The 23,156-nt window shown below is 49.1% G+C and carries 26 protein-coding genes and 1 other annotated feature; of the genes, 24 read left to right on the top strand and 2 right to left on the bottom strand.

The features are described 5' to 3' along the window. Positions 1-2 precede the first annotated feature (2 nt). The 19 genes from NOM72_RS03350 (at position 3) to NOM72_RS03440 (ending at position 16,287) form a co-directional block, all read left to right on the top strand. A complete protein-coding gene (locus NOM72_RS03350) occupies positions 3-1,220 on the top strand; it encodes a type II secretion system F family protein (RefSeq protein ID WP_255997792.1) in 1,218 nt (405 codons plus the stop codon). A gap of 137 nt (positions 1,221-1,357) precedes the next feature. Next, entirely contained in the window at positions 1,358-1,840 is a 483-nt protein-coding gene (locus tag NOM72_RS03355; protein WP_087681188.1) for a prepilin-type N-terminal cleavage/methylation domain-containing protein, read from the top strand. Positions 1,841-1,892: 52 nt separating this feature from the next. Beyond that, positions 1,893-2,648, top strand: a complete 756-nt coding sequence (locus tag NOM72_RS03360) for a prepilin peptidase (RefSeq protein ID WP_255997794.1) — start codon at positions 1,893-1,895, stop codon at positions 2,646-2,648. Between the two features lie 18 nt (positions 2,649-2,666). Next, entirely contained in the window at positions 2,667-4,385 is a 1,719-nt protein-coding gene (locus NOM72_RS03365) for a type IV pilus biogenesis protein PilM (RefSeq protein ID WP_255997796.1), read from the top strand. Beyond that, the gene (locus tag NOM72_RS03370) at positions 4,382-5,104 is read left to right on the top strand and encodes a hypothetical protein (protein WP_023468954.1); all 723 of its coding nucleotides are present in this window, start codon (positions 4,382-4,384) and stop codon (positions 5,102-5,104) included. Before NOM72_RS03365 ends, NOM72_RS03370 begins: the two co-directional genes overlap by 4 nt. Positions 5,105-5,211: 107 nt before the next feature. Beyond that, positions 5,212-5,787, top strand: coding sequence for a Maf family protein (locus tag NOM72_RS03375; protein WP_023468953.1), 576 nt, complete (start codon positions 5,212-5,214; stop codon positions 5,785-5,787). Between the two features lie 46 nt (positions 5,788-5,833). Further along, positions 5,834-6,466, top strand: a complete 633-nt coding sequence (gene radC / locus NOM72_RS03380; protein ID WP_050677672.1) for a RadC family protein — start codon at positions 5,834-5,836, stop codon at positions 6,464-6,466. A gap of 162 nt (positions 6,467-6,628) precedes the next feature. Beyond that, on the top strand, positions 6,629-7,663 hold the full coding sequence (locus tag NOM72_RS03385; protein WP_023468951.1) for a rod shape-determining protein: 1,035 nt from the start codon (positions 6,629-6,631) through the stop codon (positions 7,661-7,663). A gap of 14 nt (positions 7,664-7,677) precedes the next feature. Continuing rightward, positions 7,678-8,562 (top strand): rod shape-determining protein MreC, encoded by an 885-nt coding sequence (mreC, locus tag NOM72_RS03390; protein ID WP_023468950.1) that lies wholly within the window; start codon positions 7,678-7,680, stop codon positions 8,560-8,562. After that, the gene (gene mreD / locus NOM72_RS03395) at positions 8,555-9,058 is read left to right on the top strand and encodes a rod shape-determining protein MreD (RefSeq protein WP_255997800.1); all 504 of its coding nucleotides are present in this window, start codon (positions 8,555-8,557) and stop codon (positions 9,056-9,058) included. Before mreC ends, mreD begins: the two co-directional genes overlap by 8 nt. 3 nt (positions 9,059-9,061) lie before the next feature. Next, complete coding sequence (locus tag NOM72_RS03400) at positions 9,062-9,736, top strand: septum site-determining protein MinC (RefSeq protein WP_023468948.1); 675 nt, start codon at positions 9,062-9,064, stop codon at positions 9,734-9,736. Positions 9,737-9,786: 50 nt separating this feature from the next. Next, positions 9,787-10,590: a septum site-determining protein MinD gene (gene minD / locus NOM72_RS03405; RefSeq protein WP_029342255.1), complete on the top strand. Its 804-nt coding sequence runs from the start codon at positions 9,787-9,789 to the stop codon at positions 10,588-10,590. Positions 10,591-10,653: 63 nt separating this feature from the next. Beyond that, complete coding sequence (locus NOM72_RS03410; protein WP_255997807.1) at positions 10,654-11,994, top strand: ribonuclease E/G; 1,341 nt, start codon at positions 10,654-10,656, stop codon at positions 11,992-11,994. Between the two features lie 74 nt (positions 11,995-12,068). After that, positions 12,069-12,138 (top strand) — a sequence feature (ribosomal protein L21 leader region). Positions 12,139-12,153: 15 nt separating this feature from the next. Beyond that, the gene (gene rplU / locus NOM72_RS03415) at positions 12,154-12,462 is read left to right on the top strand and encodes a 50S ribosomal protein L21 (protein WP_012370978.1); all 309 of its coding nucleotides are present in this window, start codon (positions 12,154-12,156) and stop codon (positions 12,460-12,462) included. Positions 12,463-12,465: 3 nt separating this feature from the next. Then, positions 12,466-12,804, top strand: a complete 339-nt coding sequence (locus NOM72_RS03420) for a ribosomal-processing cysteine protease Prp (RefSeq protein ID WP_023468945.1) — start codon at positions 12,466-12,468, stop codon at positions 12,802-12,804. A 14-nt stretch (positions 12,805-12,818) separates the two neighbouring features. Then, positions 12,819-13,097 carry a 50S ribosomal protein L27 gene (rpmA, locus tag NOM72_RS03425; protein ID WP_012370976.1) on the top strand — a complete coding sequence of 93 codons (279 nt, stop codon included), beginning with the start codon at positions 12,819-12,821 and terminating at the stop codon, positions 13,095-13,097. Positions 13,098-13,165: 68 nt separating this feature from the next. Continuing rightward, on the top strand, positions 13,166-13,648 hold the full coding sequence (locus tag NOM72_RS03430) for a Spo0B domain-containing protein (protein WP_055968711.1): 483 nt from the start codon (positions 13,166-13,168) through the stop codon (positions 13,646-13,648). Between the two features lie 15 nt (positions 13,649-13,663). Further along, entirely contained in the window at positions 13,664-14,959 is a 1,296-nt protein-coding gene (obgE, locus tag NOM72_RS03435; RefSeq protein ID WP_023468943.1) for a GTPase ObgE, read from the top strand. Between the two features lie 53 nt (positions 14,960-15,012). Continuing rightward, on the top strand, positions 15,013-16,287 hold the full coding sequence (locus tag NOM72_RS03440) for a hemolysin family protein (RefSeq protein ID WP_255997810.1): 1,275 nt from the start codon (positions 15,013-15,015) through the stop codon (positions 16,285-16,287). 41 nt (positions 16,288-16,328) lie between these two features. On the opposite strand, the gene NOM72_RS03445 is transcribed toward NOM72_RS03440, so the two are convergent. Then, positions 16,329-16,871 (bottom strand): transcription repressor NadR, encoded by a 543-nt coding sequence (locus tag NOM72_RS03445; RefSeq protein ID WP_058713797.1) that lies wholly within the window; start codon positions 16,869-16,871, stop codon positions 16,329-16,331. Positions 16,872-16,895: 24 nt separating this feature from the next. Continuing rightward, complete coding sequence (locus NOM72_RS03450) at positions 16,896-17,978, bottom strand: cysteine desulfurase family protein (RefSeq protein WP_255997811.1); 1,083 nt, start codon at positions 17,976-17,978, stop codon at positions 16,896-16,898. Positions 17,979-18,076: 98 nt separating this feature from the next. Here NOM72_RS03450 and NOM72_RS03455 point away from each other — a divergent pair, with 98 nt between their 5' ends. The 5 genes from NOM72_RS03455 (at position 18,077) to ruvB (ending at position 23,156) form a co-directional block, all read left to right on the top strand. After that, positions 18,077-19,546, top strand: coding sequence for an L-aspartate oxidase (locus tag NOM72_RS03455; protein ID WP_255997812.1), 1,470 nt, complete (start codon positions 18,077-18,079; stop codon positions 19,544-19,546). Then, positions 19,470-20,312: a carboxylating nicotinate-nucleotide diphosphorylase gene (gene nadC / locus NOM72_RS03460; protein ID WP_023468938.1), complete on the top strand. Its 843-nt coding sequence runs from the start codon at positions 19,470-19,472 to the stop codon at positions 20,310-20,312. The genes NOM72_RS03455 and nadC overlap by 77 nt, the downstream gene beginning before the upstream one ends. After that, positions 20,302-21,399: a quinolinate synthase NadA gene (gene nadA, locus NOM72_RS03465; protein ID WP_023468937.1), complete on the top strand. Its 1,098-nt coding sequence runs from the start codon at positions 20,302-20,304 to the stop codon at positions 21,397-21,399. The genes nadC and nadA overlap by 11 nt, the downstream gene beginning before the upstream one ends. 163 nt (positions 21,400-21,562) lie before the next feature. Continuing rightward, a complete protein-coding gene (gene ruvA / locus NOM72_RS03470) occupies positions 21,563-22,156 on the top strand; it encodes a Holliday junction branch migration protein RuvA (protein ID WP_023468936.1) in 594 nt (197 codons plus the stop codon). A gap of 4 nt (positions 22,157-22,160) precedes the next feature. Next, positions 22,161-23,156, top strand: coding sequence for a Holliday junction branch migration DNA helicase RuvB (ruvB, locus tag NOM72_RS03475; RefSeq protein ID WP_023468935.1), 996 nt, complete (start codon positions 22,161-22,163; stop codon positions 23,154-23,156).

Here is a 23,156-nt window from a genome sequence, read left to right on the forward strand (position 1 = left end):
GGATGGCAGTATTCATTTACGAAGGTCGAACGATGGCCGGAAAACGAAAAAAAGGCAAGATCACTGCCTTGTCAAAGCGCGAGGCGGCAGAACGTCTTCGAACGGATCAAATTGCTGTCACATTGCTTGAAAAGCAAGAATCAAAAGGGTTAAATACCGAGATTACGTTTTTAAGTGCTAAACCGAAGATTGAACACCTCGTCATGTATGCGCGTCAGTTTGCAACGCTCGTTCGATCCGGTGTTTCGATTGTTAGGGCAACCGAAATTTTACGTAAACAAACAGAATCAAAACCACTCGAGCGAGCGCTTGTCGAGGTGGAAGATGATTTGCGTAGTGGGATTCAGTTTTCCCAGGCAATCGAAAAACATCCTCGCGTATTCGATACGTTTTTCGTTAGTATGGCGATGGCGGGAGAAGCGAGTGGTAATCTCGAAGAGGCGCTAGATAATATCGTGACGCAGCTGCAAAAACAATATGAGATCAAACGAAAAGTCATTTCGGCCTTAATCTATCCGGCGGTCGTCTCGCTTGTCGCGATCGGCGTCGTTGTCTTCCTGATGATGAATGTCGTACCGACGTTCGCTTCGATTTTTGATCAGTTAGGCAGTGAGTTGCCACTGATCACGAAACTCGTCGTCGCTGTCTCCGACTTTTTTGTCGCCTATTGGTGGATACTGCTATTGATTGCATTTGGTTTAATCGGACTGTTGTATTTTAATCTCAAGAATGAGCGCCAGCGTCTTTTCTTTGACCGATTCTTACTAATGATCCCAGTCTTCGGACCGCTGATTCAAAAATCACAAATCGCTCTGATGACACGTGGCTTGTCGGTGCTACTCAATGCATCAGTACCGATTTTAGCTTCACTTGATATTACTGAACGAATCGTTACGAATCGGATTATCCGTAAAGGGATCGCAGGTGCGAACGAAGCGATGTCGCGCGGTATTCCGATGCACGAACCTTTGGAGCGAAATAAATATTTCCCACCGCTCGTCACGCAGATGATTGCGATCGGGGAAGAATCGGGTCGGCTCGACTCGATGTTGACGGAAGTCGCGAACTTCTACGAAACCGAAGTGGAAACGACGACGGATCGTTTGAAATCGATCATCGAACCATTGTTGATTGTTGTTTTAGCCGCAATCGTTGGTGTCATCGTCATCGCTGTCGTCGTACCGATGTTTAAGATTTACTCCGATATTCAAGGAAGTTGACAATTGTAAAAACATTTACCTGTTGTTAAAAAAAGACATAAACTACAAAAAATGTGGTGCTACTATAATAGTATTCGTTTGGCTAGTAAGTCTTACTAACCAAGAACAGTAAAAAAGCACTAGGGAGGCATAATGAAATGATCGAACGTTTAAAAGAAATCTGGTTAGATGCAAAACAAATGCGCGATGAGCGCGGACTGACATTGATCGAGTTACTCGTCGTCGTCGTTATCTTAGGTATCATCGCAGCAATCGCTGTCGTCGCAATCGGTGGATTGATTGAGAACTCACGTAAGGATGCACAAGTAGCGAATGCAAAACAATTAATTTCGTCAGCGAAATTATATGTTTCAGCTGAACCGATTAAAGAAAATACAAATACAACTGTATATTATGTCGGTGACCCAGCTACAACTGATGGTAATGTACTTAGCAAATACATTGATGAATTAAATGATCCAATGAATGATGATGCAGCGTTTAAATCTGCTAGTGTAAAGGTTACGAATACTTCTGGTAAGCTTACATATGCTGTCACGTTGGTCTCAACGGATGCTACTGCAGTTACGTACTTTAACGAAGATAGCTCACCAAAGCGAGCCGATTTAGCTGGAAAGTAACCCCCCACCTCGGGGGTTTTTTTCTGAACTTTTTTGAAAGGGAGGTCGTGTCATGACGATCGTCTTCACGGTATATTTTTTCTTGTTAGGTTTGTTGATCACATCGTTTACGAATGTCGTCGGTTTGCGTGTTCCGGTCGGGGAGTCAATCGTTCATCCACGTTCCCATTGTCCGACCTGTGGACATGTGCTTGGACCACTCGAACTGACGCCAGTACTCGGATATGTAGTACTCGGTGGGAAGTGTCGTTCTTGTGGACAGGCGATTTCAATCAAGTATCCAGCGCTTGAACTACTCGGTGGAATGCTCTATGCGTATGCCTTTTGGCAGTTCGGTTGGTCGATGGAACTTGCGTTGACACTCACTCTAACTAGTCTCTTGTTTATTCTTACGATGTCTGATCTTGCCTATATGCTCATACCGAATAAAATTTTACTGTTCTTTTTACCAATTGCTTTGATTGTGCGCTACCTTTCTCCACTTGAAAACTGGTATAATCCAATTATTGGAGGAATTGTCGGATTCGTTCTATTGTTCGTCATTTTTCTTGCATCACGACGCGGTATGGGAGCAGGAGATGTCAAGCTCTTCGGTTTACTCGGGATTTTCCTTGGACCCCTTCATGTCGTCATCGCGTTGTTTGTTTCAGCATTTGTTGGTTCAGTGATCGGGCTGACGCTACTCGGAACGGGACGCGTCAGACGAAAACAACCGATACCATTCGTTCCCTCCATTGCGATCGGGACATTACTTACATATTATTTTGCGGATGATTGGGTGTCGTGGTACCTCGATTTACTGCTTTAAGAAAGGAAGAACGTACATATGACGCAACGGCGTAAAGGTACATATGTTTATTTTAATTTTACGGACGTCGCTATTTTTGGTGCGGTTGTCAAAAAAGGGGTCTTGAAACGACGTGCTGTCGTATCTCTTCCAGCAGGTACGTTACAGGGTGGATGGCTTCAACCGGAAGCGTCGCTCGATCTGATTTTTGATAGTCTATTGACGAAGTTGAAAGTTCCTCGCGGATCGAAAGCCGTTCTTGCGTTGGATGGTTCACTCGTCCTTGCACGGAAACTCGATATTCCGGAGACGATTGCGACGAATCAGATTCGGGGTTATTTATTCATGGAGATTGGTCATAGCATTGTCCTTCCTTTTGAAGAACCGTACTTCGACTACACTGTCCTTGAAGACGGTGAAAAGCGTGAAATCATGCTGTATGCAGCACCGAATGAAGCACTGAAACAATATACGCAATTGTTTAAACAAAAGCACCTTCGATTAGTGGCAGCGGAACCGCAACCACTGTCTACCTACTTTGGTCTTGAAGCGCACTATCCGGCAGCAGATACCGATACGCTACTGATTTGGAATGCGAACGCGACGAACCATCAATTGATTATCATCGAAGATCGTGTACCACGCCTGATTCGCTCAGTGGATACGTTTTCGGCAGATGCTTGGGATGTAGACGTGATCGAGGATCAATTGCATTATCGCTATCGATCAGATGATCAGACAGTCGAACTCGTCTTGGATGAAATGCTGTTAGAATTTTCGCGTGTGCTAGACTTTTACCGCTTCTCGCTCGCTCGAGAAAGCCGCGAAATCAAGACGGTTGTCCTTGCGGGAGACTTCCCGTTTCGAGATGAATTAGCGACACGATTCCGAACGAACTTTGATCTTCAGTTAGATGAAGTACCGGACATGATGACGATCGATAGTCAATCGGTTCCACGCATTTACTTACCGATCGTCGGTCTAGCCACTGCGCGACCAGATCGTATCAATCTTTTACCGGAAAGTGACGAGGCACCGAAATATCCGCTTGTCGCTTCGCTGATTTTATTATTATTTGGTGGATTGATTGGTGGTTATTTATATTGGCAAACGGATCAGTTCGCTAACCGAGTGGAATCCGTAGACGATCAGATTCAAATCGTCCGACAATTACAATCCGAATCCGATCAGTCGTCTAAACAAGAAGTCGTTCAATTGAAACAGACGGTCGAGTCGCTAGAAGAAGCACCTAAGCCAGCTGTTCCAACACTTGAGCGAATCACACGTTACTTACCGGAACGCGGATACATTCTTCAGTACGCATATGGAGCGGATGATACCGTTGCTATGACGGCTCAGTTTGAGACACTCGATGAGCTGAATGATTTTTACCGAGAGTTGCTGACCGATAAAGTGTTCTCCGGTACGACACTGGCAAGCGTTACGACAAAAACGATGAATGAAAAAACAGATGTCGTGACAACGACAACGGTTGATCCGGCGACCGGTCAAGAGATTCCAACGACGGAAATTACTCCGAATGATGACACGCAGACAGAAGAACCGCGATATATCGGTCAGTTTTCTATGGAAGTCAATCCTGAGGAGGTTGTTAAGGGAGAGACCAATGAGGCAGACCCGGCAGTACCGAAAGAAGATAAGCCATCTGAGCCAGAAATTGAAGGGGACGGTCAAACACCGGATGATCCTTCAGGAGAAGTCATCTCGACAGAAGTTGAGGAGGTGCCTGAAAATTGAAGCGATATAGCAGTTACCTCCTTCTCTTTTTATCAATTCTCATCGTTTTAGGTGGCATTGGGTATTTTGGATATACGACGTATATGACACATCAAACCTTGCAACAAAAAGAGGCGACACTCAAACGAGAGCAAATGGCGTTAGAGCAAGCAAAAGCAAATGAGCAAAAAGTGGACGTGGCAGAATCGAGTTTCCTACAACAAAAAGTTCCGGTGACGGCATCGAATGATGATGTCATCGATGCGATCAACGCAGCAAGTCAGATTGCTGGAGTAAAAGTGCAGTCGATTACTTTCGGTCAGTCGACAGAGACTACACCACAATCTCCCGTAACGTCCACACCGGCTGTTGACGGAGCGATGGCGACCGAATCGGATCAAGCGACAACGCCTACAGCGACTACTCCCGCAGCAAATGCGACACCGTTACCAGCTTCTTTGACGATTGAAGCACCGTCATATCTTGAATTGATGGCCTTCTTGAAACAAATTGAGCGAACAGATCGCATTACGATTCTTCGCCAGATTCAGTTGACTGGTCCAGAAGAACAAGGACCTGGCGGTGGCGCAATTCAATTGGAAAACGAAATGCTATCTTTCACAGTCGAAATTGAATCGTATTACCGTCCGGATTTAACGAAGTTGACGCCTGATAAACAGACGCCGCTTAAAGAAAAAACACCAAAGTCAGATCCATTTGTCGATGTGACAGGAAATTAAGATGAGTTTGGCGGTTCCTACTCTGTTAGGGACCGCTTGTTTTTTGTTAGACTATACGATGACTCGAATTATCCGATTCGAAATTAACGGGAAAGAACGTGATACTAATGGTAACGCAACCACACTTGATCCTTGCCTCGGCTTCACCACGCCGGACGGAACTTCTAAAGCAAATTGGAATCCCTCACGAAGTCGTACCTGCGAATGTCGTCGAAGAGGCACCATTTCCGATGTCACCGCATGAGTACGTCCGTTATCTATCGCAAAAGAAAGCGAGAGCGATTACGATAGACGGCGTCATTTTGGCTGCGGATACGGTCGTCGCGATTGATGATATGATTCTTGAGAAGCCAGCAGATAGTTCTGAGGCACGGGCGATGCTTGCGCGTCTGTCAGGACGCGCTCATGAAGTCGTGACAGGCGTGACGATTCGCTTTGGTGAAAAGGAGGAGACGTTCGACGTGACGACACACGTTCGTTTTGGTGCATTGTTAAACGAGTGGATCGAAGGGTATATCGCGACGAACGAGCCTTACGATAAAGCGGGTGGCTATGGTATCCAAGCGATGGGAGGGCTATTCGTCGAGGCGATTGAGGGCGATTATTATAATGTCGTTGGATTGCCCATACACGAGATCACGAAACGTCTCGCGTCGTTTAAAATCAAGCCGATGTTTGCGTAATTCTGAAACAGAGAGGTCGGATGCTGTGATTGAATGGCCGAAGGATATGGTTCAGTTGAAAGGCTTGGCACAAGCGACGACAGTCGAACTGCTCGCGTGTCTTGTCCGAAGTGGGACACGGGACCGGACCCCGCTTGAAATCGCGGAAGAATTACTGCATATCTATCCTTCGCTGATCGAACTCGAAGCGGCTGGAGTCGGAGGACTCGAAAAAGCACCAGGGGTCGGAAAGGCGAAGGCATTACAAATCATGGCGGGACTAGAACTGGGTCGTCGTCTCGTCACGGAACCGAAGTGGGTGCGACCAACGATTCGTTCACCGGAAGACGCAGCGGAGCTGTTGTTAGAAGAGATGCGTCTTTATCAACAAGAACACTTCATCTGTCTGTATTTGAATACGAAAAATGAGGTCGTTTCGAAAAAAACGTTATTCATTGGAGGATTGAACACGTCGATCGTCCACCCGCGTGACGTCTTCCGGGAAGCGATTCGTTGTTCGGCTGCGAATTTCATCGCTGTGCATAATCATCCGTCGGGTGATCCGACACCGAGTCGAGAGGATATCGAGGTATCAGAGCGGCTCGTTGAGGCAGGACGGCTCATTGGAATCAGTTGTCTTGACCACATCATCATCGGGCACGGACAATTTATTAGTATGAAACAGCGCGGATTTATGTAAGAATAACGTCTGAAGGGAAAGTTTCGTTTCTTTCCATCAGACGTTTTTTTGTGTGTTTTCTAAGGCGAACTGTAAACAAGCTGTAACGTTTTAACGCTTTCCAATGAAGGCTTTTCCGTTATAATTAGTGAAGTGTATTCTCAGAGAGGGGTTTTTTGAATAATGTTTGGATCATTCAGCCGTGAAATCGGCATTGACTTAGGTACGGCTAACACGCTCGTGTATGTAAAGGGGCAAGGAATCGTCGTCCGCGAACCGTCCGTCGTCGCTTTCCGTACGGATACAGGAAAAATTGAAGCGGTCGGTAACGCAGCGAAAAACATGATCGGTCGTACGCCGGGTAACGTGACAGCACGACGCCCGATGAAAGACGGGGTTATCGCGGATTATGAAACAACCGCTACGATGATCAAATACTTCATGGATCAAGCTTCGAAGAAAAAAGGTTTGTTCTCTTCAAAAACAAACGTCATGATCTGTGTACCAAGTGGGATCACATCGGTCGAAAAACGTGCGGTTGAAGATGCAGCGAAACTTGCGGGAGCGCGTGAAGCGTACACGATTGAAGAACCATTTGCAGCAGCAATCGGTGCAGGTCTTCCGGTTTCAGAACCAACAGGCTCGATGGTCGTTGATATCGGTGGTGGTACGACGGAAGTTGCTGTTATCTCACTCGGTGGTATCGTCACGAGTCAATCGATTCGTGTCGGTGGAGACGAGATGGATGAATCCATCATTCGTTACATCAAGTCGAAGTACAACCTGATGATCGGGGAGCGGACAGCTGAGACGTTGAAAATGACAATCGGTTACGCACGCATCGATGAAGAATCAGAAAATGAAACGATGGAGATCCGTGGACGCGATCTCGTGACAGGTCTTCCAAAACAGATTGAAGTCACAAGTGCCGAAATTTGTGATGCACTTTCAGATACGGTCGATGCGATTCTTGCGGGTGTCAAGCACACGCTTGAGCAGACACCTCCTGAATTATCAGCAGACGTCATGGACCGCGGTATCGTTCTGACTGGCGGTGGGGCTCTCTTAAAGAACCTCGATGCTGTCATCGAAGACGAAACACGTATTTTGACACTCGTTGCAGAAAATGCACTCGATTGTGTCGCAATCGGTACAGGAAAATCACTCGAGATGATGAATGTCCTTCGTTCGAAATCAGGCATCTCGCAAAAAAGATAAGGACGGGATGAGCGATGAAGCGATTTTTAAACAATCGAAAACTGCTCATCACACTCCTTAGTTTTCTCCTTTTGGTGATTTTGATCGGCATTTCGCTGCAAGGGCGTAACCAATCCCACTGGTATCAAAGCTTCGTGCGTGATACCGCGGGCGTCGGTCAACGCCTTTTCGCGACACCGATTGGCTGGATTGATGATACGGTCACTTCGATTAGAGAAGTGCGTGACGTTTACAAAGAGAACGAACACTTGAAATCACGATTGAATGACTATGCTGGTAATGCGGTCAAAGTCCGTGATCTTGAGCGTGAGAATAAAGAATTGAAGGATATGCTCGACCTGAACGGATCGATCCGCGACTACAAGTTGTTACCGGCAGAGATGATTGGTCGGACGGCATCTGAATGGCAACGGTTCGTGACGATCAACATCGGTGAACAAAAGGGTGTCAAGGCGAACATGGCCGTTGTAACAGCAGACGGACTAATTGGTCGCGTCATCCAAGCGAGCGCCTATACGTCTCTCGTACAGTTGATGTCGGATACGAGTCGGACGAATAACGTCTCGGCAACGGCTGACGATACGAAGGGAAAAGGTGTTTTCGGTACGATCGAGGGGTTTGATGAAGAAACGAAATTACTCAAGTTCACGAAAATTCCGAACGACGCGAAGCTGAAAAAAGGGCAGACCGTCACGACGTCAGGTCTTGGTGGAAAGTATCCGAGTGGGATCGTCATCGGAAAAATCACGGAAGTGAAATCCGATCAGTATGGGGCTTCAAAAATCGCATACGTCAAACCGGCAGCAGACTTCGAACAGTTCGGTCATGTCTTCGTGATTGAACGCGAAGCGAAGGAACCTTTCGCTGAGACCGATAAGGGAGGGGACACTCGTGAATAACGTTAAGTTGTTTTTCGCCGTGTTCCTTCTTTTCATCTTGGAAGGAACGCTGTTCGCAGGACCTCTCGGAGATGGATCGCCGTATGTCATTCATGTGACATTGATCGGTTTGATGTTCCTTGGTCGATATGGAAAACTCGAACAGGCACTCGGATTCGGACTCGTCTTCGGATTGTTGTATGATTTCGTCTATTCGGATATCATCGGCATTTACTTATTTGCGTTATCCGCCATTCCGCTTTTTAGTAGCTTCGTGCTAAAATATGTAAAGGAGAACGTATTAACGATTCTTGTCACGTTCACGTTCAGTGCCATTTTGTATGAACTCGATATATATTTCTTCACGGCTTCGGTCGTTGGTGTCGGGGTATCCTTCCAGGAACTCGCGACACAGATCATTCCAAGGAGTCTGGTTGCGCAGTTGATCGGGATCATCATCCTGTATTATCCGATGACCCGACTCGTGCAGTCGACCCTTGACGAGAAAAGAGGATGAGTCATGATTGAGCGTAAACGTTATGTAACGATGAAAGGTCATCGTGGTGGCCTCGCCGTCTATGTGAATGAAAGGTGCAGTGTGGATGAATTTCTTGACGATTTAGAGTTGACGCTTGCGGACAAATCCGTCGAGAACGGACGCGCCGTACCGATCACCTTCTTCTTCGGTCGACGTTATGTCGATGAAGGGGTGTTGACGGCCGTCGAATCTATCGTCGCGCGACATGATTCCTTCTCTTTCAAAGGTTATGACAGTGAGTGCATCACGAAGGACGAGGCAAAAGCCTTGTACGGAGAGCGAACGTTCCACTATTTCGGTGGCACGGCACGCAGTGGGCACGTATTAGACGTCGAAGGCTCGATCGTCATCATCGGAGATATCAATCCGGGGGCGGTCGTTCATGCGACAGGAAGTATCTATTGTCTCGGTGCGTTACGGGGGACCGTTCATGCGGGGAAAGGTGGCAATACGGAAGCCGTCATCGCGGCGAGCGTGTTGCAACCGAAGTGGATTGCGGTCGCTGGCACCGTCCATGAGGAACCGGAGGACGCGCCAATTCCTGCTCTCGATATGGGTTGTGCATTTTTAGGTGAAGACGGGGTCGAATTCTCCCGCCTTCAAACCGTTCCGCTCGCGCGGATGGATCAGTTTGCGATTGATAGTGAAAGAGGGTGACGGATATGGAACAAGTGAAAGAACAGGTACATATGGAGGCGAAGACGAACATGGGACGCGCCATCGTCGTCACATCCGGTAAAGGTGGCGTCGGAAAGACAACGACGACTGCAAACATCGGAACAGCACTTGCATTGATGGGACATTCCGTTTGTCTCGTTGATACGGATATCGGGTTACGTAATCTGGATATCGTGCTTGGTCTCGATAACCGGAGTATCTATAACATCGTTGACGTCGTGACAGGGCAATGTAAATTGCACCAAGCACTCGTCCGCGATAAACGTTTTGAAGAGATGTATCTGTTGCCTGCTGCTCAATCAAAGGATAAGTCCTCCGTCACACCCGAACAGGTGAAGGCAATCATCGATACACTGAAACTCGAATATGACTTCGTCTTGATTGATTGCCCTGCAGGAATCGAACAAGGCTTCATGAATGCGATCGCTGGGGCCGATGAAGCCGTCGTCGTGACGACACCGGAAAAAGCAGCCGTTCAAGATGCGGACCGGATCATCGGAATGCTCGAGCGTTCAGAACGTAACATCGTTCCGAAACTCGTCATCAACCGGGTGCGTTCACACATGATGGCATCTGGTGATATGCTCGACATCGATGAAATCATGCGTATCCTTTCGATTGATCTGCTTGGTTTGATCATCGATGATGAAGAAGTCATCGCCGCTTCCCACCGTGGTGTGCCTGTGACGATGAATCCGGATAACCGGGCTGGACTCGGCTACCGGAACATTGCCCGCCGGATTCTCGGAGAATCTGTACCACTGCTTGATTTAAATGAACAACCGCAAAAAGGGTTCTTCGTCAAATTGAAGAAGATGCTTGGGATGAAATAAGAATGGGAAATTAGACTAGGACGACATCGTCGCGCCTAGTCTAATTTTTTTGGAGGGATCAGTATGCGATGGATTAGTGAACAGACCGCTTCGCTTGAACGATTGGCATTGGTCGAAGGCGGTCGATTGATTGAATACCATGAGCGGATGCGTGACGAGATTCGGGTTGGCACTTTCGTCTATGCCAAGGTCGACCGGTTGCATCCGACGCTCGGAGCAGCCTTTTTGATTGCGACCGACGGTACACCGCTTTACTTACCGCTAAATGAGACGATTGAAGCGTTGCACCGTTATCCGGACGTACCGACGATCGGACAAGCCGTCCAGGTCGGACAGACGTTACTCGTCCAGGTCGTCAAAGAGGGCGTTGCACCGAAACAACACAAAGTGACGCAAAACATCACCTATGGTGGACGTTATCTCGTTTATTTCCCGTACGGTCGACGCATCCGTTTCAGTCGAAAGCTGGATCTCGTCGTCCAGCGTCAACTGGCGGAACAATTGACGACAACAGAAGAAGAAGGAATTCTCTACCGGACGGAGGCAGCAAAAGCATCAATCGACGAATTGAAGCAAGAGCTGCAGTCGTTACGGACACGACATAAAGAACTCATGCAGGCACCGCGTCTTGAACAAGACGAGGCACTGATCGTCCAAGAAGCGAAACGACTTCCACACGTTACTGATGCACTCGTCATGACGCGTCCGGAAAAGGAACGACTCGAATTGCTTGGTCTGTCCGTCGAACGCTCGCTACGAAAAGGACGCTTACCCGAGATGGAAGCAATCGATGGCGCAATCGAGAAAGCGATGCAACGGGTCGTCTGGCTTGACGGAGGAGCGTATCTCTTGATTGAAGAGGTCGAGACGATGACTGTCATCGACGTCAACAGTGGGAAGACGATCTCCGTCAAGGAACAAAAGCGGACGTTTGATCAAATCAATGAAGCGGCTGCTGTCGAAGTCATGCGGCAATTGCGGTTACGCAACATCAGTGGCATGATTGCGATCGATTTCCTGCGTGGTTCAAGTAAGGGGCAGACACGGGTGACCCAGCTCCTCAAAGAGCGCGCGGCACTCGAGACGAAACAAATCGAAGTCTATGGGTTTACGAAGATGGGTTTATGCGAACTGACACGACAACGTCACGGGAAATCGCTACAGGAACGCTCGCAGGAATCCGGACAGTGGACGCGATTGAGTGTCTATCGCTTGATTGAACCGAAGTTACTTGAGATTGCGACCTATGCGGAAGCAGCCGTGATTCGCGCACCACGGCATCTGTTGCAGGACGAATTCATCTCTCGTCAACCGCTCGAAGTCCATGTGCTCGAAGGCGATCCAGCGGTCCTGTTCACCGGGTCGTCACAGGACTGTCTCGATTTCATCAAACGATCGGAATAATCCTTCAGAACAGCATTGACAAGGTAGAAGAACGTTTGGTATTCTGAATAACGTTAGTTCGTTTGGAAGCACCCAAATGACTACAACCGCACAGACCGGGTTTTAAAGCATTCGCTGCCCGTGATGGCGAGTCTGAGTTCCTAAGAGGAGGTGCACGTAATGTACGCAATTATCAAAACTGGTGGTAAACAAGTCAAAGTTGAAGCTGGCCAAGAAATCTACGTTGAGAAATTAAACGCAGACGTCGACAGCACAGTTGAATTTGGTGAAGTATTGATCCTTGGTGGTGACGATGTTAAAGTCGGCGCTCCACTCGTAGAAGGTGCGAAGGTCGTAGCAACGGTCATCAAACACGCTCGCGCGAAAAAGATCACTGTCTTCAAAATGAAAGCGAAAAAGAACTACCGTCGTAAGCAAGGTCACCGTCAACCTTACACGAAGGTCCGCATCGAGAAAATCGAAGCGTAAGCCATGATACGTGTCAAGATTCGACGAGATGAAGCGGAACTCGTCCGCTCCATCGAAGTGACAGGACATGCCGAGTTTGCAGAACCAGGTCTCGACCTTGTCTGTGCTGGCGTCTCGTCGGTGATCTTCGGGGCATACAATGCCATAGAAGCATTACTCGGGCAGGTCCTGCTCCTTGAAATGGCAGAACAACAAGAGGGTGGCTACTTTTATGTAGAACCGTACGCTGACTTAGCACCGGATGTCAGTGAGCGCACCCAATTGTTACTGGAAGCGACTTTGGTCCAACTTGGTACCATCGCTGAAAGTTACGGTGAGTTTATCCAACTTGAACAAGTATAGGAGGTGGATTCCACATGTTGAAACTTAATCTTCAGTTCTTCGCATCGAAAAAAGGGGTAGGTTCGACAAAGAACGGTCGTGACTCGCAATCGAAACGCCTTGGGGCGAAACGTGCAGACGGTCAAACTGTTTCTGCTGGTTCAATCCTCTACCGTCAACGCGGTACGAAGATTCACCCAGGTATGAACGTCGGACGTGGTGGCGATGATACACTTTTCGCAACTGCAACTGGTGTCGTTCGTTTCGAACGTCTCGGACGCGACAAGAAACAAGTCAGCGTTTACCCAGCATAAGGATCGACGAAGCAGACTCTAGCCACTTTCGAGGGTTAGGGTCTGTTTTTTTTAGGAGGGAACGACCGATGAAGGAACAGCAGGTACTTGATCTTTTAAAGACTCTTCGTCACGAGTGGTTGAACCGGATACAACTCGTCCGTTCGTATGGCGCGATCGGAGACGAACAAGCAGTCGAGTCGATCTGTTCGGCGTACCGGGAGCAAGCATCTCGGGAAGGACGTCTAGCGCGAATCGGATTGCCGAAAACCGCACTGGCGTTACTGCAAGCTGAATGGTCAGGCAAAACTGTGACGTATGATGTCATCGGAGCACCCCACATGGAAGATGAGCGGCTGAAGCAACTCGTCGAAGCAGCCATCGCCATGATTGATGTAGGAGTAGGTGAAGTATCCGTGACCTTCCACGAGGGCGTGACCATCGAGATCTATCGGGATCTACTAGATATGTCGCGCCTTGAGGATCTAGTGACGCCGATGGAAATCGAGTCGCAGACGGAAAATGAGTGTGTGATTGAGATTGAAAGTCTTCCGTTTGAGGAAGAGAAGTAAGAGGAGGGATCCGACATGTTTGTCGATCAGGTAAATATTTATGTAAAAGCAGGTGACGGAGGACGTGGGCAAGTAGCGTTCCGTCGTGAGAAATACGTTCCGGACGGCGGTCCTGCCGGCGGTGACGGTGGTCACGGGGCACACGTCGTCCTTGAAGTTGACGAAGGACTTCGGACATTGATGGACTTCCGTTACAAACGTCACTTTAAAGCGGTTCAAGGTGAAAACGGCATGTCAAAAGGGATGCACGGTCGTAAAGCCGAGCATCTAATCGTCAAGGTCCCACCGGGCACAGTCGTCTACGATGACGATACGAATGCGGTCATCGCTGACCTCGTCCATCACGGACAACAAGCGATCGTCGCAAAAGGTGGACGTGGCGGACGTGGGAATACACGTTTTGCGACACCTGCCAACCCAGCACCTGAGCACGCTGAAAACGGTGAGCCAGGGGAAGAGAAGTACTTGAAACTTGAACTGAAGATGCTAGCAGACGTCGGTCTCGTCGGTTTCCCGAGCGTCGGAAAATCAACGATGTTATCGGTCGTTTCAGCAGCACGTCCGAAAATCGGCGCATATCACTTCACGACGATCACACCGAACATCGGTGTCGTCGAAACGGAAGATAGCCGTAGTTTCGTCATGGCTGACTTGCCAGGATTGATCGAAGGCGCAAGTGAAGGGGTCGGACTCGGTCACCAGTTCCTCCGTCACGTCGAGCGGACGAAAGTCATCGTCCACGTCATCGACATGAGTGGGATGGAAGGTCGCGATCCAATCGAAGACTACAACATCATCAATAAAGAACTCGCGGACTATAATCTGCGCTTAACAGAACGTCCGCAAGTCGTCGTCGCGAATAAGATGGACATGCCAGATGCGGCAGAACATCTTGAAGCCTTCAAGGAAGCTTTCCCAGAGCTTGAAGTATTCGAGATTTCAGCAGCAACACGTCAAGGGTTACGCGATCTGTTATTCCGAATCGCTGACCTCGTCGATGCGACACCAGAATTCGGTCTTGAGGAACTCGAAGAGAAAACAGCGACACCACGTGTCGTCTACGGTTACGAAGCACCAGAAGCTGGCTTTACGATTTCGAAAGATGAAGACGATTGCTTCGTCATCAAAGGACCACGCATTGAAAAACTCTTCACTATGACGAACTTCATGCGTGAAGAATCGATTAAACGTTTCGCTCGGACACTGCGTCAAATGGGTGTCGACGAAGAGTTGCGTCGTCTTGGTGCGATCGACGGCGACGTCGTTCGAATCCGCGATTTCGAGTTCGAATTCGTCGAGTCATCATTCTAAGCGGTTCATTCCATTAGGAAACGGAGTGTGAAAGCATCGTGGACCCATTGCCCATGATTTCAGTCGTTTGGTTAATTCCGATTCTCATGTTATCTGCGTTCTTTTCCTCAGCCGAGACGGCACTCGCGAGTGTCAATCGGTTGCGGTTGTTGCATCAATCGGAAGCAGGGGACGCGCGTGCGTCCCGTGTATTTCGCTTACTTCAACGCTACGAAGAGACACTGACGTCGATTTTGATTGGGAATACGATTGTCAACGTCGCCTTTATCTTATTTGGTGGCTGGTGGATCATCCAGTTCGTCGAGACGATCGCAACACAAACCGTTGCCTTTCTTGCGCTGTTTTTTCTGTTGCTGTTGTTCGGAGAATTGATACCGAAGTCGTATGCTCGTGAACATACGGAACGTTACGTGTTATTGATAGGACGTCCACTGCGTTTCTTCTTACTGTGCTTTCGACCGCTCGTTTTCCTGTTACTCCGCTTACGCCAATTGGCGCTACGATTGATTGGGGCTGATCCGAAAGGACCGCTCGTGACCGAACAGGAACTCAAGGCACTCGTCGATATTAGTCAGGAAGAAGGGATCATGGGGCTTGCAGAGGCTGAACTCGTTCATCAAGCAGTTGATTTTCAACATGCGACGGTCGAGGATGCGCTGACGCCACGGATGGATATTCAAGCGATCGATATCGATGCGCGGCTCGAAGACATCATTGTAGAAGTCCAAAAGGGTGGCTATTCTCGTCTACCGGTCTATAAAGATTCGATTGATCACGTCATTGGTGTATTATCGGAGCGGGACTTTCTGCGTGCATACGTGAAGAACGGCTCCGTTGATATCCGAGAATGGATTCGACCGGTATCGTTCGTCGTACCACAGACGCGATTGATGGATTTATTACCGGAACTCAAAGTCAAGCAGTCCCACATGGCAGTTGTCCTTGATGAATTCGGAGGGACGGCAGGTCTGATCACCCTTGAGGATATTTTAGAAGAAATCGTCGGGGAGATTTGGGATGAACACGATGAATCGTTGGAATATACGAAACGGATTGGTCCAGAGCAATACGAATGTCTAGCGGAGTATGACATTGAAGACTTCTGTCAGCAATTTCAATTGACGATGCCGGACACCGATGCCCAGTCACTTGGGGGATGGATCATGGAGGAGAGCGGTCAATTGCCAGACGTCGGAACGGCGATGCGTTATGAACGTGTCACGTTGACCGTCTTGCATATCGAAAACCGACGCGTCCGCAAAGTCTTAGCAACGTTCGATCCTCCTGCTACGATGCTGGAGACACCACTTGAACCGATTGAACGATAAAAAAACCGCTTATTCCTTAGGAATAGGCGGTTTTTTGATGTTCAGACATCGAGTTCCGAAACGAGAATTCCGAGACGATCGAGTTTAGCGATAGCGGCTTCCAGTGCGTCTTCATGATCAGCCTCAAGCGTATGAATATGGACTCCGTCCGTCAGGCTCGAGAGTGGAGTGGCTTGCGTCTCATGTAACTGCTCTAGCAATACCCGGACATCCCGGCGGCTTTTTAGCATCAATTCTCCAGTGATGAAGCCGTAGACGGGATGTTCGATGATGACATCGCGGATGACGACCCCTTCGTCAACAATGGCGTCACACTCATCCTTTAATTGATCGATGCCGTGACGACAAACGATCTTGCGACGTAATTTCGATCCGTCAACTTCAGGATCATTGATTAAATAACCTCGAGCTGTCGCGATGACAGGATATCCTTTTGCCTTTAACAAAGATAAATCCTGCACGATCACTTGACGACTGACGCCTGCTTGTTTCGCCAGTGCCGTTCCTGTGACAGGTTGCTCACTTTCCTCAATCATACGAAGTAATGATTTCCGGCGTTCTTCTCCGGAGATGCGTTTCCCCATCATGTCTCCTACCTTTCTTCAGTGTCATGAGATCGTGTTCAACACATCAATGCACTGTTCGATTTCTTCGTTCGTCGTCTGTCTTCCAAAACTGAGTCGTATCAACCCGTGAGCCGCTGATTCGTCAAAGCCGATGGCACGTAATGTCGCATTCGGACCGTTTTCTCCAGCACGACAAGCACTACCAGCGGAAACCGCGATTCCAGCACGATTCAAGGCGAGCAATGCGTATTGACCATCCCGTTGCTTCGTATGGATGGCGCAGATGGAAGCGAGTTGCGTCGGCGACTCGATGATCGTGTAACGAGACGAAGACAATGTTTTTTTTAGCATACCACGAAATCGACGGCTTGAAGCTTGGATTCCTGGATTTTCGAAGCGAGACACCTCACAGGCAGCGATGAAGGCGGCAATTCCTGGAACGTCCACTGTGCCTGGGCGGATTCCGAATTCGTGATGTCCCTCGTAATAAGGGCTGAAGAGCGGACGCCGCAAGTACAAAGCGCCCAATCCTTTTGGTCCATACACTTTATGACTACTCATCGTGTAGGCATCAAAAGCGTCGATGTTGATTGCATCTTTTAAAAATCCTTGGACACCATCGCAATGAAACAGAATCTCGCGCGATTGACAGTATGCTGCAATCCGTTCGACCGGAAAGCGAAAACCCGTATCCGAATTGACATGTTGAATCGAGACAACACCGATTTCATCCGTACAAGCTGCAACGAATTGTTCCCAATCGAACGTTCCGTCCGGTAATAAAGAAAGGTGTCGTGTTTCTTGTGCCCAGCGCGCAAGCGGAAGCAAGACTGAGTCGTGTTCACATCGAAGTGTCAAGACAACTGATTTGTTACTCTGTCGCATCAGATGGGTCAAAGCGATGTAGTTTGCTTCAGATCCACTCCCTGTAAAGATGACGGTTCCTTCTTGTTGAGCCAATTGTTGCATCAGATACTGACGGGCTCGTTCGAGTAAACGTTCAGCGTTGCCACCGATGTCATGAAGAGAAGAACTGTTGCCGTAGAACGACTGAGCGGCTTGTTGATAATGATCGAGTGCTTGTGGATGCAGCGGAGTCGTCGCTGCGTAATCGAGATAGATCATGAAAAAATCCTGTCCTTTCGTCTTGTCACTCAGCTAAAAGTATGCCAAACTTATTGTCAAGTCAATAGTAAACATTTAGATATAGAGGTGTAAAACATATGTCTTTACATAAAAGACTTGAGACGGATGTGTTGATCATTGGAACAGGACTTGCTGCGATTTCGGTTGCCCTGCATCTTCCACCCCAAACGGAAGCGTTGCTTGTCACAAAAGGTACGCGGTTTGAGACAAATTCCGTTCGAGCACAAGGTGGGATTGCTTCCGCTTATGCAGAAGTCAATCATCGTGGTCACTTTGAAGATACGTGCCAAGCAGCAAAAGGGCGTATCAGTCCGTCCGTCGTCGATTACGTTACCCGATCGGGAACCGAGGCGATGGAATTCTTGTTACGACAAGGCGTTCCATTCGATCAATCCGAGGGAGAGTTTTTGCTCGGTCGTGAAGGAGCACATCGTTTGCCGCGGATTTATCACTCTGGCGGGGACGAGACTGGTAAACGGATCATGGAGACGTTGATGCCGCGAGTACCATTTCCGATTCTTGAGCAGACGTGTATCACGGAGTTGATTCAAGTCAACGGGCAGGTAGTAGGTGCAGTCGGATATAGCGAGGGAGAGCCAATCGAGATTGTGGCGCGCGCGACGATTCTTGCGACCGGTGGAGTGGGTGGATTATTCGCGGCGTCGACGAATGATCCTTTGATTCAAGGAGACGGGATTGCGCTCGCCTTTGAAGCGGGGGCGACGATTCGTGATCTCGGTTATATCCAGCATCATCCGACGGTACTCGTTCATGCTGGTCGTTCGGAAGGTTTGATCACGGAAGCACTACGAGGTGCAGGAGCGACGCTTGTAACGAAAAATGGTGACCGGATCATGGCGGATCATCCGATGCAAGATTTAGCAGCGCGAGATGAAGTCGCAAAACGAATCCATGAGGTGCGAAAGCGTGAACCAGTCTATCTCGATACGTCAAACGTCGTCGACCGGACGAAACGGTTTCCAACGTTTGTTGAAAAATGTGAAAAACTGAACATAAATCCGGATCTCGTTGAAATTGCACCAGGCATTCATTTCTTGATGGGCGGGATTGAAACGGATCTGACGGGGCAGACACATGTCGAAGGACTTTACGCGGTCGGTGAGACGGCATCGATTGGACTACACGGTCGAAATCGTCTGGCGTCGAACTCGCTCCTTGAATGTGTTGTTATGGGGAAAGCAGTAGCAGAACAGCTCGAGTTGTTACCGGAACTTTTAGTAAAACAAGTGAAACGACGCCCGGGAACACTTCGTTCCGTAACAGACCGTCTATCACAGGTCATTGGTGTCGAAATGGATATTAAGCAAATAGAAGATAGTTTAGAAGAGTTAAAAAGCTGGACATTAGACGAATCCGGACAGGAAGCGGAAGAGAATCGATTACGTCATGTAACGGCATGTCTGTTGCTTGAAGGGGCGCGAAGTCGGTTGACAGGAGAGGATGAGAACGTTGAACAAGTGGCAGTTACGGCAACAACTGGAAGCATTTTTAATCGAGGACATCGGACAGTGGGATATCACGAGTGAAGGATGTCTGACGGGACAAGAACGCGGGACCGGTCGTTTTCTAGCAAAGGAAGACGGTGTCTTTTGCGGAGTCGACATCATTCGGGAGATGGCACATCTCTTACAAGTCGACGTGACGATTCATGTAGCGGAAGGGACGATCGTCACGCGAGGAACACTCCTTGCCGAGTGGTCTGGTTCGTTACAGGACATTTTAAGCGGAGAACGGGTCGCCTTGAACCTAGTGCAACGCTTATCCGGGATCGCGACAAAAACTCGTCAAGCAGTCGAGGTAGCGGCAGGACGGATTCGGATCACGGATACACGAAAGACGACCCCAGGGTTACGAATGCTCGAAAAACACGCTGTTCGCGTCGGGGGTGGCTATAGTCATCGCGGACGACTCGATGACGCCGTCATGATCAAGGATAACCACATCACGGTCGCGGGATCGATCACAGAGGCGGTGGCGCGAGCAAAACGTGTCGCAGGTCATACGACACCGATTGAAGTCGAAGTCGAAACGGAAGCGGAAGTGCTAGAGGCAGTAGCTGCAAAAGTTGATATCATCATGCTCGATAATCGGACGCCAGCAGAGATCAAACAGCTTCGGCAATTGATTCCACCGCATATCACGGTCGAGTTATCCGGCGGAATCACGATAGACACGTTATCAGACTTCGCGGATAGTGGAGCAGACGTCATCTCACTCGGGGCACTCACCCATTCAGCAACAGCGCTTGATATCAGTATGAAAATCGAAGGAGGAAAAAAAGATGTCATTTGACTTATTACGTCATGAGGGGATTCCGGCGTCGTACTTACAGCAATCGGAAGCAGAATTAATTGCGATCATTGAAGGGGTCAAAGCACGGATGGGCAGTCGCTTGTTCTTACCTGCCCACCACTACCAAAAGGATGAAGTTGTCCAGTTCGCGGATGCGACGGGAGATTCGCTCCAGCTCGCGCAAGTCGCGAAGCAGATGACAGAAGCGGAATATACAGTCTTTTGTGGTGTCCACTTCATGGCAGAGACGGCAGACATGCTGACGGATGCGTCACATACAGTTGTTTTGCCTGACATGCGTGCTGGCTGTTCGATGGCAGATATGGCGAATGATACGCAAACGGAGCGCGCCTTTACAATCTTGACGGAACGATTCGGGGAGTCGATTTTACCGTTGACGTATGTCAATTCGACGGCAGCCATCAAAGCATTCGTCGGTCGTCACGGTGGGGCAACGGTGACGTCGTCAAATGCTGTCCAGATGGTTGAGTGGGCGCTTGCTGAACGCGACATCTTATTCTTCCTGCCCGATCAACACCTCGGTCGCAATACGGCGCACGCACTCGGAATTCCGTTAGAACAGATGGCGATTTGGGATCCGATCAAGGACGAACTCGTTTTTGATGGAGAAGACCAGGACGTCCGCGTCATCTTGTGGAAAGGACACTGCTCGGTCCATGAAAAATTCACGGTCGGTCAGATTGAACAGTTCCGCAAGACGGATCCGGAGCGAAAGATTCTCGTTCACCCGGAATGTTCGCACGAAGTCGTGACAGCGTCTGATCTCAATGGATCTACCGCGTACATCATTCAACAAATCGAACAGGCTGCTCCCGGAACGAAGTGGGCGATCGGAACAGAGATGAATCTCGTCAATCGACTCGCGACGACGCATCCGGAACTCGATATCGTGTCGCTCAATCCATTCATGTGTCCGTGTCTGACGATGAACCGGATCGACTTACCGCACTTGGCGTGGGCTCTCGAACAAGTCGAAGCCGGTGAGCCGGTCAACATCATTACGGTAGATGCAGAGACGACGCGGCATGCCGTGCTGGCGCTCGACCGGATGCTTGCGCGTTCGTAAAATAGAGGATCGGAGCGTGGTCGTGCGAACGATCACGCTTTTTTGTCTTCGGATTGAGAGAGCGAACATATGTATTGATTTTTGCTGAAGAACGCTTTGAAGCCAAACGAAGATGTATGCTACAATAACACGAGAGTTTGTTTAAGGATGGGAGCGTTCCACATTGATAGAATTCGTACGCGGCGAAGTCGCTTATGTCTGTGCGGAATTCGTGACGGTAGAAGTTGGCGGGATTGGCTACAAGATCGTAGCACCGAACCCGTTTTTTTATCGGACCGGAGACGAACAGATCATCGTATATACGTATCATTATGTCCGTGAGGACCAAGAAGTCTTATTTGGATTCCGTTCCCGTCGTGAGCGTGCCTTGTTCACGAAGTTGCTCGGTGTCACAGGAATTGGACCGAAGGGAGCGCTCGCGATCGTCGCATCAGGGAATGTCGATGCGCTCGTTGAAGCAATTGAACAAGAGAAAGAGAGTTATCTCGTCAAGTTCCCGGGGGTCGGCAAGAAAACAGCGAAGCAAATGACGCTCGACCTAAAAGGAAAGTTAGCCGAGCTCGCACCAGATTACGTACCGAGCGAAGGCTTGTTCGCGCAAGGCAATGCTGAGCTGAATGAAGCTTGTGAAGCCTTGACGGCGCTTGGTTACAGTGACCGAGAAGTCGAGAAAGTCAAAAAAGCGTTGCAGGCAGAAGTCCTGTCGACGGATCAATATGTCAAACGGGCACTCCAGTTGTTATTGAATGTGAGGTGAGGACATGGAAGAGCGCATTTTGTCAGAATCCGCCCATGCGGAAGATCAAGAAGAGTGGAGCCTGCGTCCTCAGACGCTCGAGCAATACATCGGGCAGGAGAAAGCAAAAGGAAACTTAAGTGTCTTCATCGAGGCGGCAAAAATTCGTCAGGAAACACTCGATCACGTGCTTCTCTACGGTCCTCCGGGTCTTGGGAAGACGACGCTTGCGACGATCATTGCGAACGAGATGGGGGTCGGCATCAAGACGACAGCCGGTCCTGCAATTGAACGACCGGGTGATTTAGCGGCGATCCTATCATCGCTTGAACCGGGCGATGTCCTGTTCATCGACGAGATTCATCGATTGAGTCGATCAATCGAAGAGATTCTGTATCCAGCAATGGAGGATTATTGTCTCGATATCGTCATCGGTCAAGGTGAACTCGCCCGCAGCGTCCGAATTGATTTACCACCGTTTACGCTCGTTGGTGCAACGACGCGTGCCGGGATGTTATCGGCACCGCTCCGCGATCGTTTTGGCGTGACGCTGAAGCTTGAATATTATACGATGTCAGAGTTGTCTGCCATCGTGACCCGAACGTCACGATTGTTCGGATTCGAAGCGGATCGTCTCGCTGCAGAAGCCATCGCGCTTCGTTCACGTGGAACACCACGTGTCGCGAATCGGTTGTTACGGCGTGTCCGTGATTTCGCTCAAGTCGCCCATCAAACCGAGATCGATGCCGTGCTCGCGACAAGTGCACTTGATCGTTTGCATGTCGATGCGCTTGGGCTCGACGATGTCGACCATCGTTTACTACGATCGCTTGCAGAACGGTTTGCCGGTGGTCCGGTCGGTCTTGAGACGATCGCAGCGACGATCGGGGAAGATGCGCAGACGATTGAGGATGTATATGAACCATATCTACTGCAACAAGGCTTTTTACAACGTACTCCGCGCGGACGTGTCTTAACACCGTTCGCCCGCCAACATTTAGGACTGAAAGAAGGAAATTGA

This window comes from Exiguobacterium sp. LL15 (genome assembly GCF_024436095.1).
Classification (GTDB): Bacteria; Bacillota; Bacilli; order Exiguobacteriales; family Exiguobacteriaceae; genus Exiguobacterium_A; species Exiguobacterium_A indicum.

What these genes read in the sequence shown, in the direction of transcription:
- rpmA (WP_012370976.1), top strand. Translation starts at nt 12,819, where the DNA reads ATGTTGAAACTTAATCTTCAGTTCTTCGCATCGAAAAAAGGGGTAGGT.
- NOM72_RS03385 (WP_023468951.1), top strand. Translation starts at nt 6,629, where the DNA reads ATGTTTGGATCATTCAGCCGTGAAATCGGCATTGACTTAGGTACGGCT.
- NOM72_RS03420 (WP_023468945.1), top strand. Translation starts at nt 12,466, where the DNA reads ATGATACGTGTCAAGATTCGACGAGATGAAGCGGAACTCGTCCGCTCC.
- rplU (WP_012370978.1), top strand. Translation starts at nt 12,154, where the DNA reads ATGTACGCAATTATCAAAACTGGTGGTAAACAAGTCAAAGTTGAAGCT.
- NOM72_RS03445 (WP_058713797.1), bottom strand. Translation starts at nt 16,871, where the DNA reads ATGGGGAAACGCATCTCCGGAGAAGAACGCCGGAAATCATTACTTCGT.
- minD (WP_029342255.1), top strand. Translation starts at nt 9,787, where the DNA reads ATGGGACGCGCCATCGTCGTCACATCCGGTAAAGGTGGCGTCGGAAAG.
- NOM72_RS03355 (WP_087681188.1), top strand. Translation starts at nt 1,358, where the DNA reads ATGATCGAACGTTTAAAAGAAATCTGGTTAGATGCAAAACAAATGCGC.
- ruvB (WP_023468935.1), top strand. Translation starts at nt 22,161, where the DNA reads ATGGAAGAGCGCATTTTGTCAGAATCCGCCCATGCGGAAGATCAAGAA.
- nadA (WP_023468937.1), top strand. Translation starts at nt 20,302, where the DNA reads ATGTCATTTGACTTATTACGTCATGAGGGGATTCCGGCGTCGTACTTA.
- NOM72_RS03450 (WP_255997811.1), bottom strand. Translation starts at nt 17,978, where the DNA reads ATGATCTATCTCGATTACGCAGCGACGACTCCGCTGCATCCACAAGCA.
- NOM72_RS03410 (WP_255997807.1), top strand. Translation starts at nt 10,654, where the DNA reads ATGCGATGGATTAGTGAACAGACCGCTTCGCTTGAACGATTGGCATTG.
- radC (WP_050677672.1), top strand. Translation starts at nt 5,834, where the DNA reads ATGGTTCAGTTGAAAGGCTTGGCACAAGCGACGACAGTCGAACTGCTC.
- NOM72_RS03365 (WP_255997796.1), top strand. Translation starts at nt 2,667, where the DNA reads ATGACGCAACGGCGTAAAGGTACATATGTTTATTTTAATTTTACGGAC.
- NOM72_RS03350 (WP_255997792.1), top strand. Translation starts at nt 3, where the DNA reads ATGGCAGTATTCATTTACGAAGGTCGAACGATGGCCGGAAAACGAAAA.
- NOM72_RS03455 (WP_255997812.1), top strand. Translation starts at nt 18,077, where the DNA reads ATGTCTTTACATAAAAGACTTGAGACGGATGTGTTGATCATTGGAACA.
- NOM72_RS03400 (WP_023468948.1), top strand. Translation starts at nt 9,062, where the DNA reads ATGATTGAGCGTAAACGTTATGTAACGATGAAAGGTCATCGTGGTGGC.
- mreC (WP_023468950.1), top strand. Translation starts at nt 7,678, where the DNA reads ATGAAGCGATTTTTAAACAATCGAAAACTGCTCATCACACTCCTTAGT.
- NOM72_RS03375 (WP_023468953.1), top strand. Translation starts at nt 5,212, where the DNA reads ATGGTAACGCAACCACACTTGATCCTTGCCTCGGCTTCACCACGCCGG.
- NOM72_RS03440 (WP_255997810.1), top strand. Translation starts at nt 15,013, where the DNA reads ATGATTTCAGTCGTTTGGTTAATTCCGATTCTCATGTTATCTGCGTTC.
- NOM72_RS03360 (WP_255997794.1), top strand. Translation starts at nt 1,893, where the DNA reads ATGACGATCGTCTTCACGGTATATTTTTTCTTGTTAGGTTTGTTGATC.
- NOM72_RS03430 (WP_055968711.1), top strand. Translation starts at nt 13,166, where the DNA reads ATGAAGGAACAGCAGGTACTTGATCTTTTAAAGACTCTTCGTCACGAG.
- obgE (WP_023468943.1), top strand. Translation starts at nt 13,664, where the DNA reads ATGTTTGTCGATCAGGTAAATATTTATGTAAAAGCAGGTGACGGAGGA.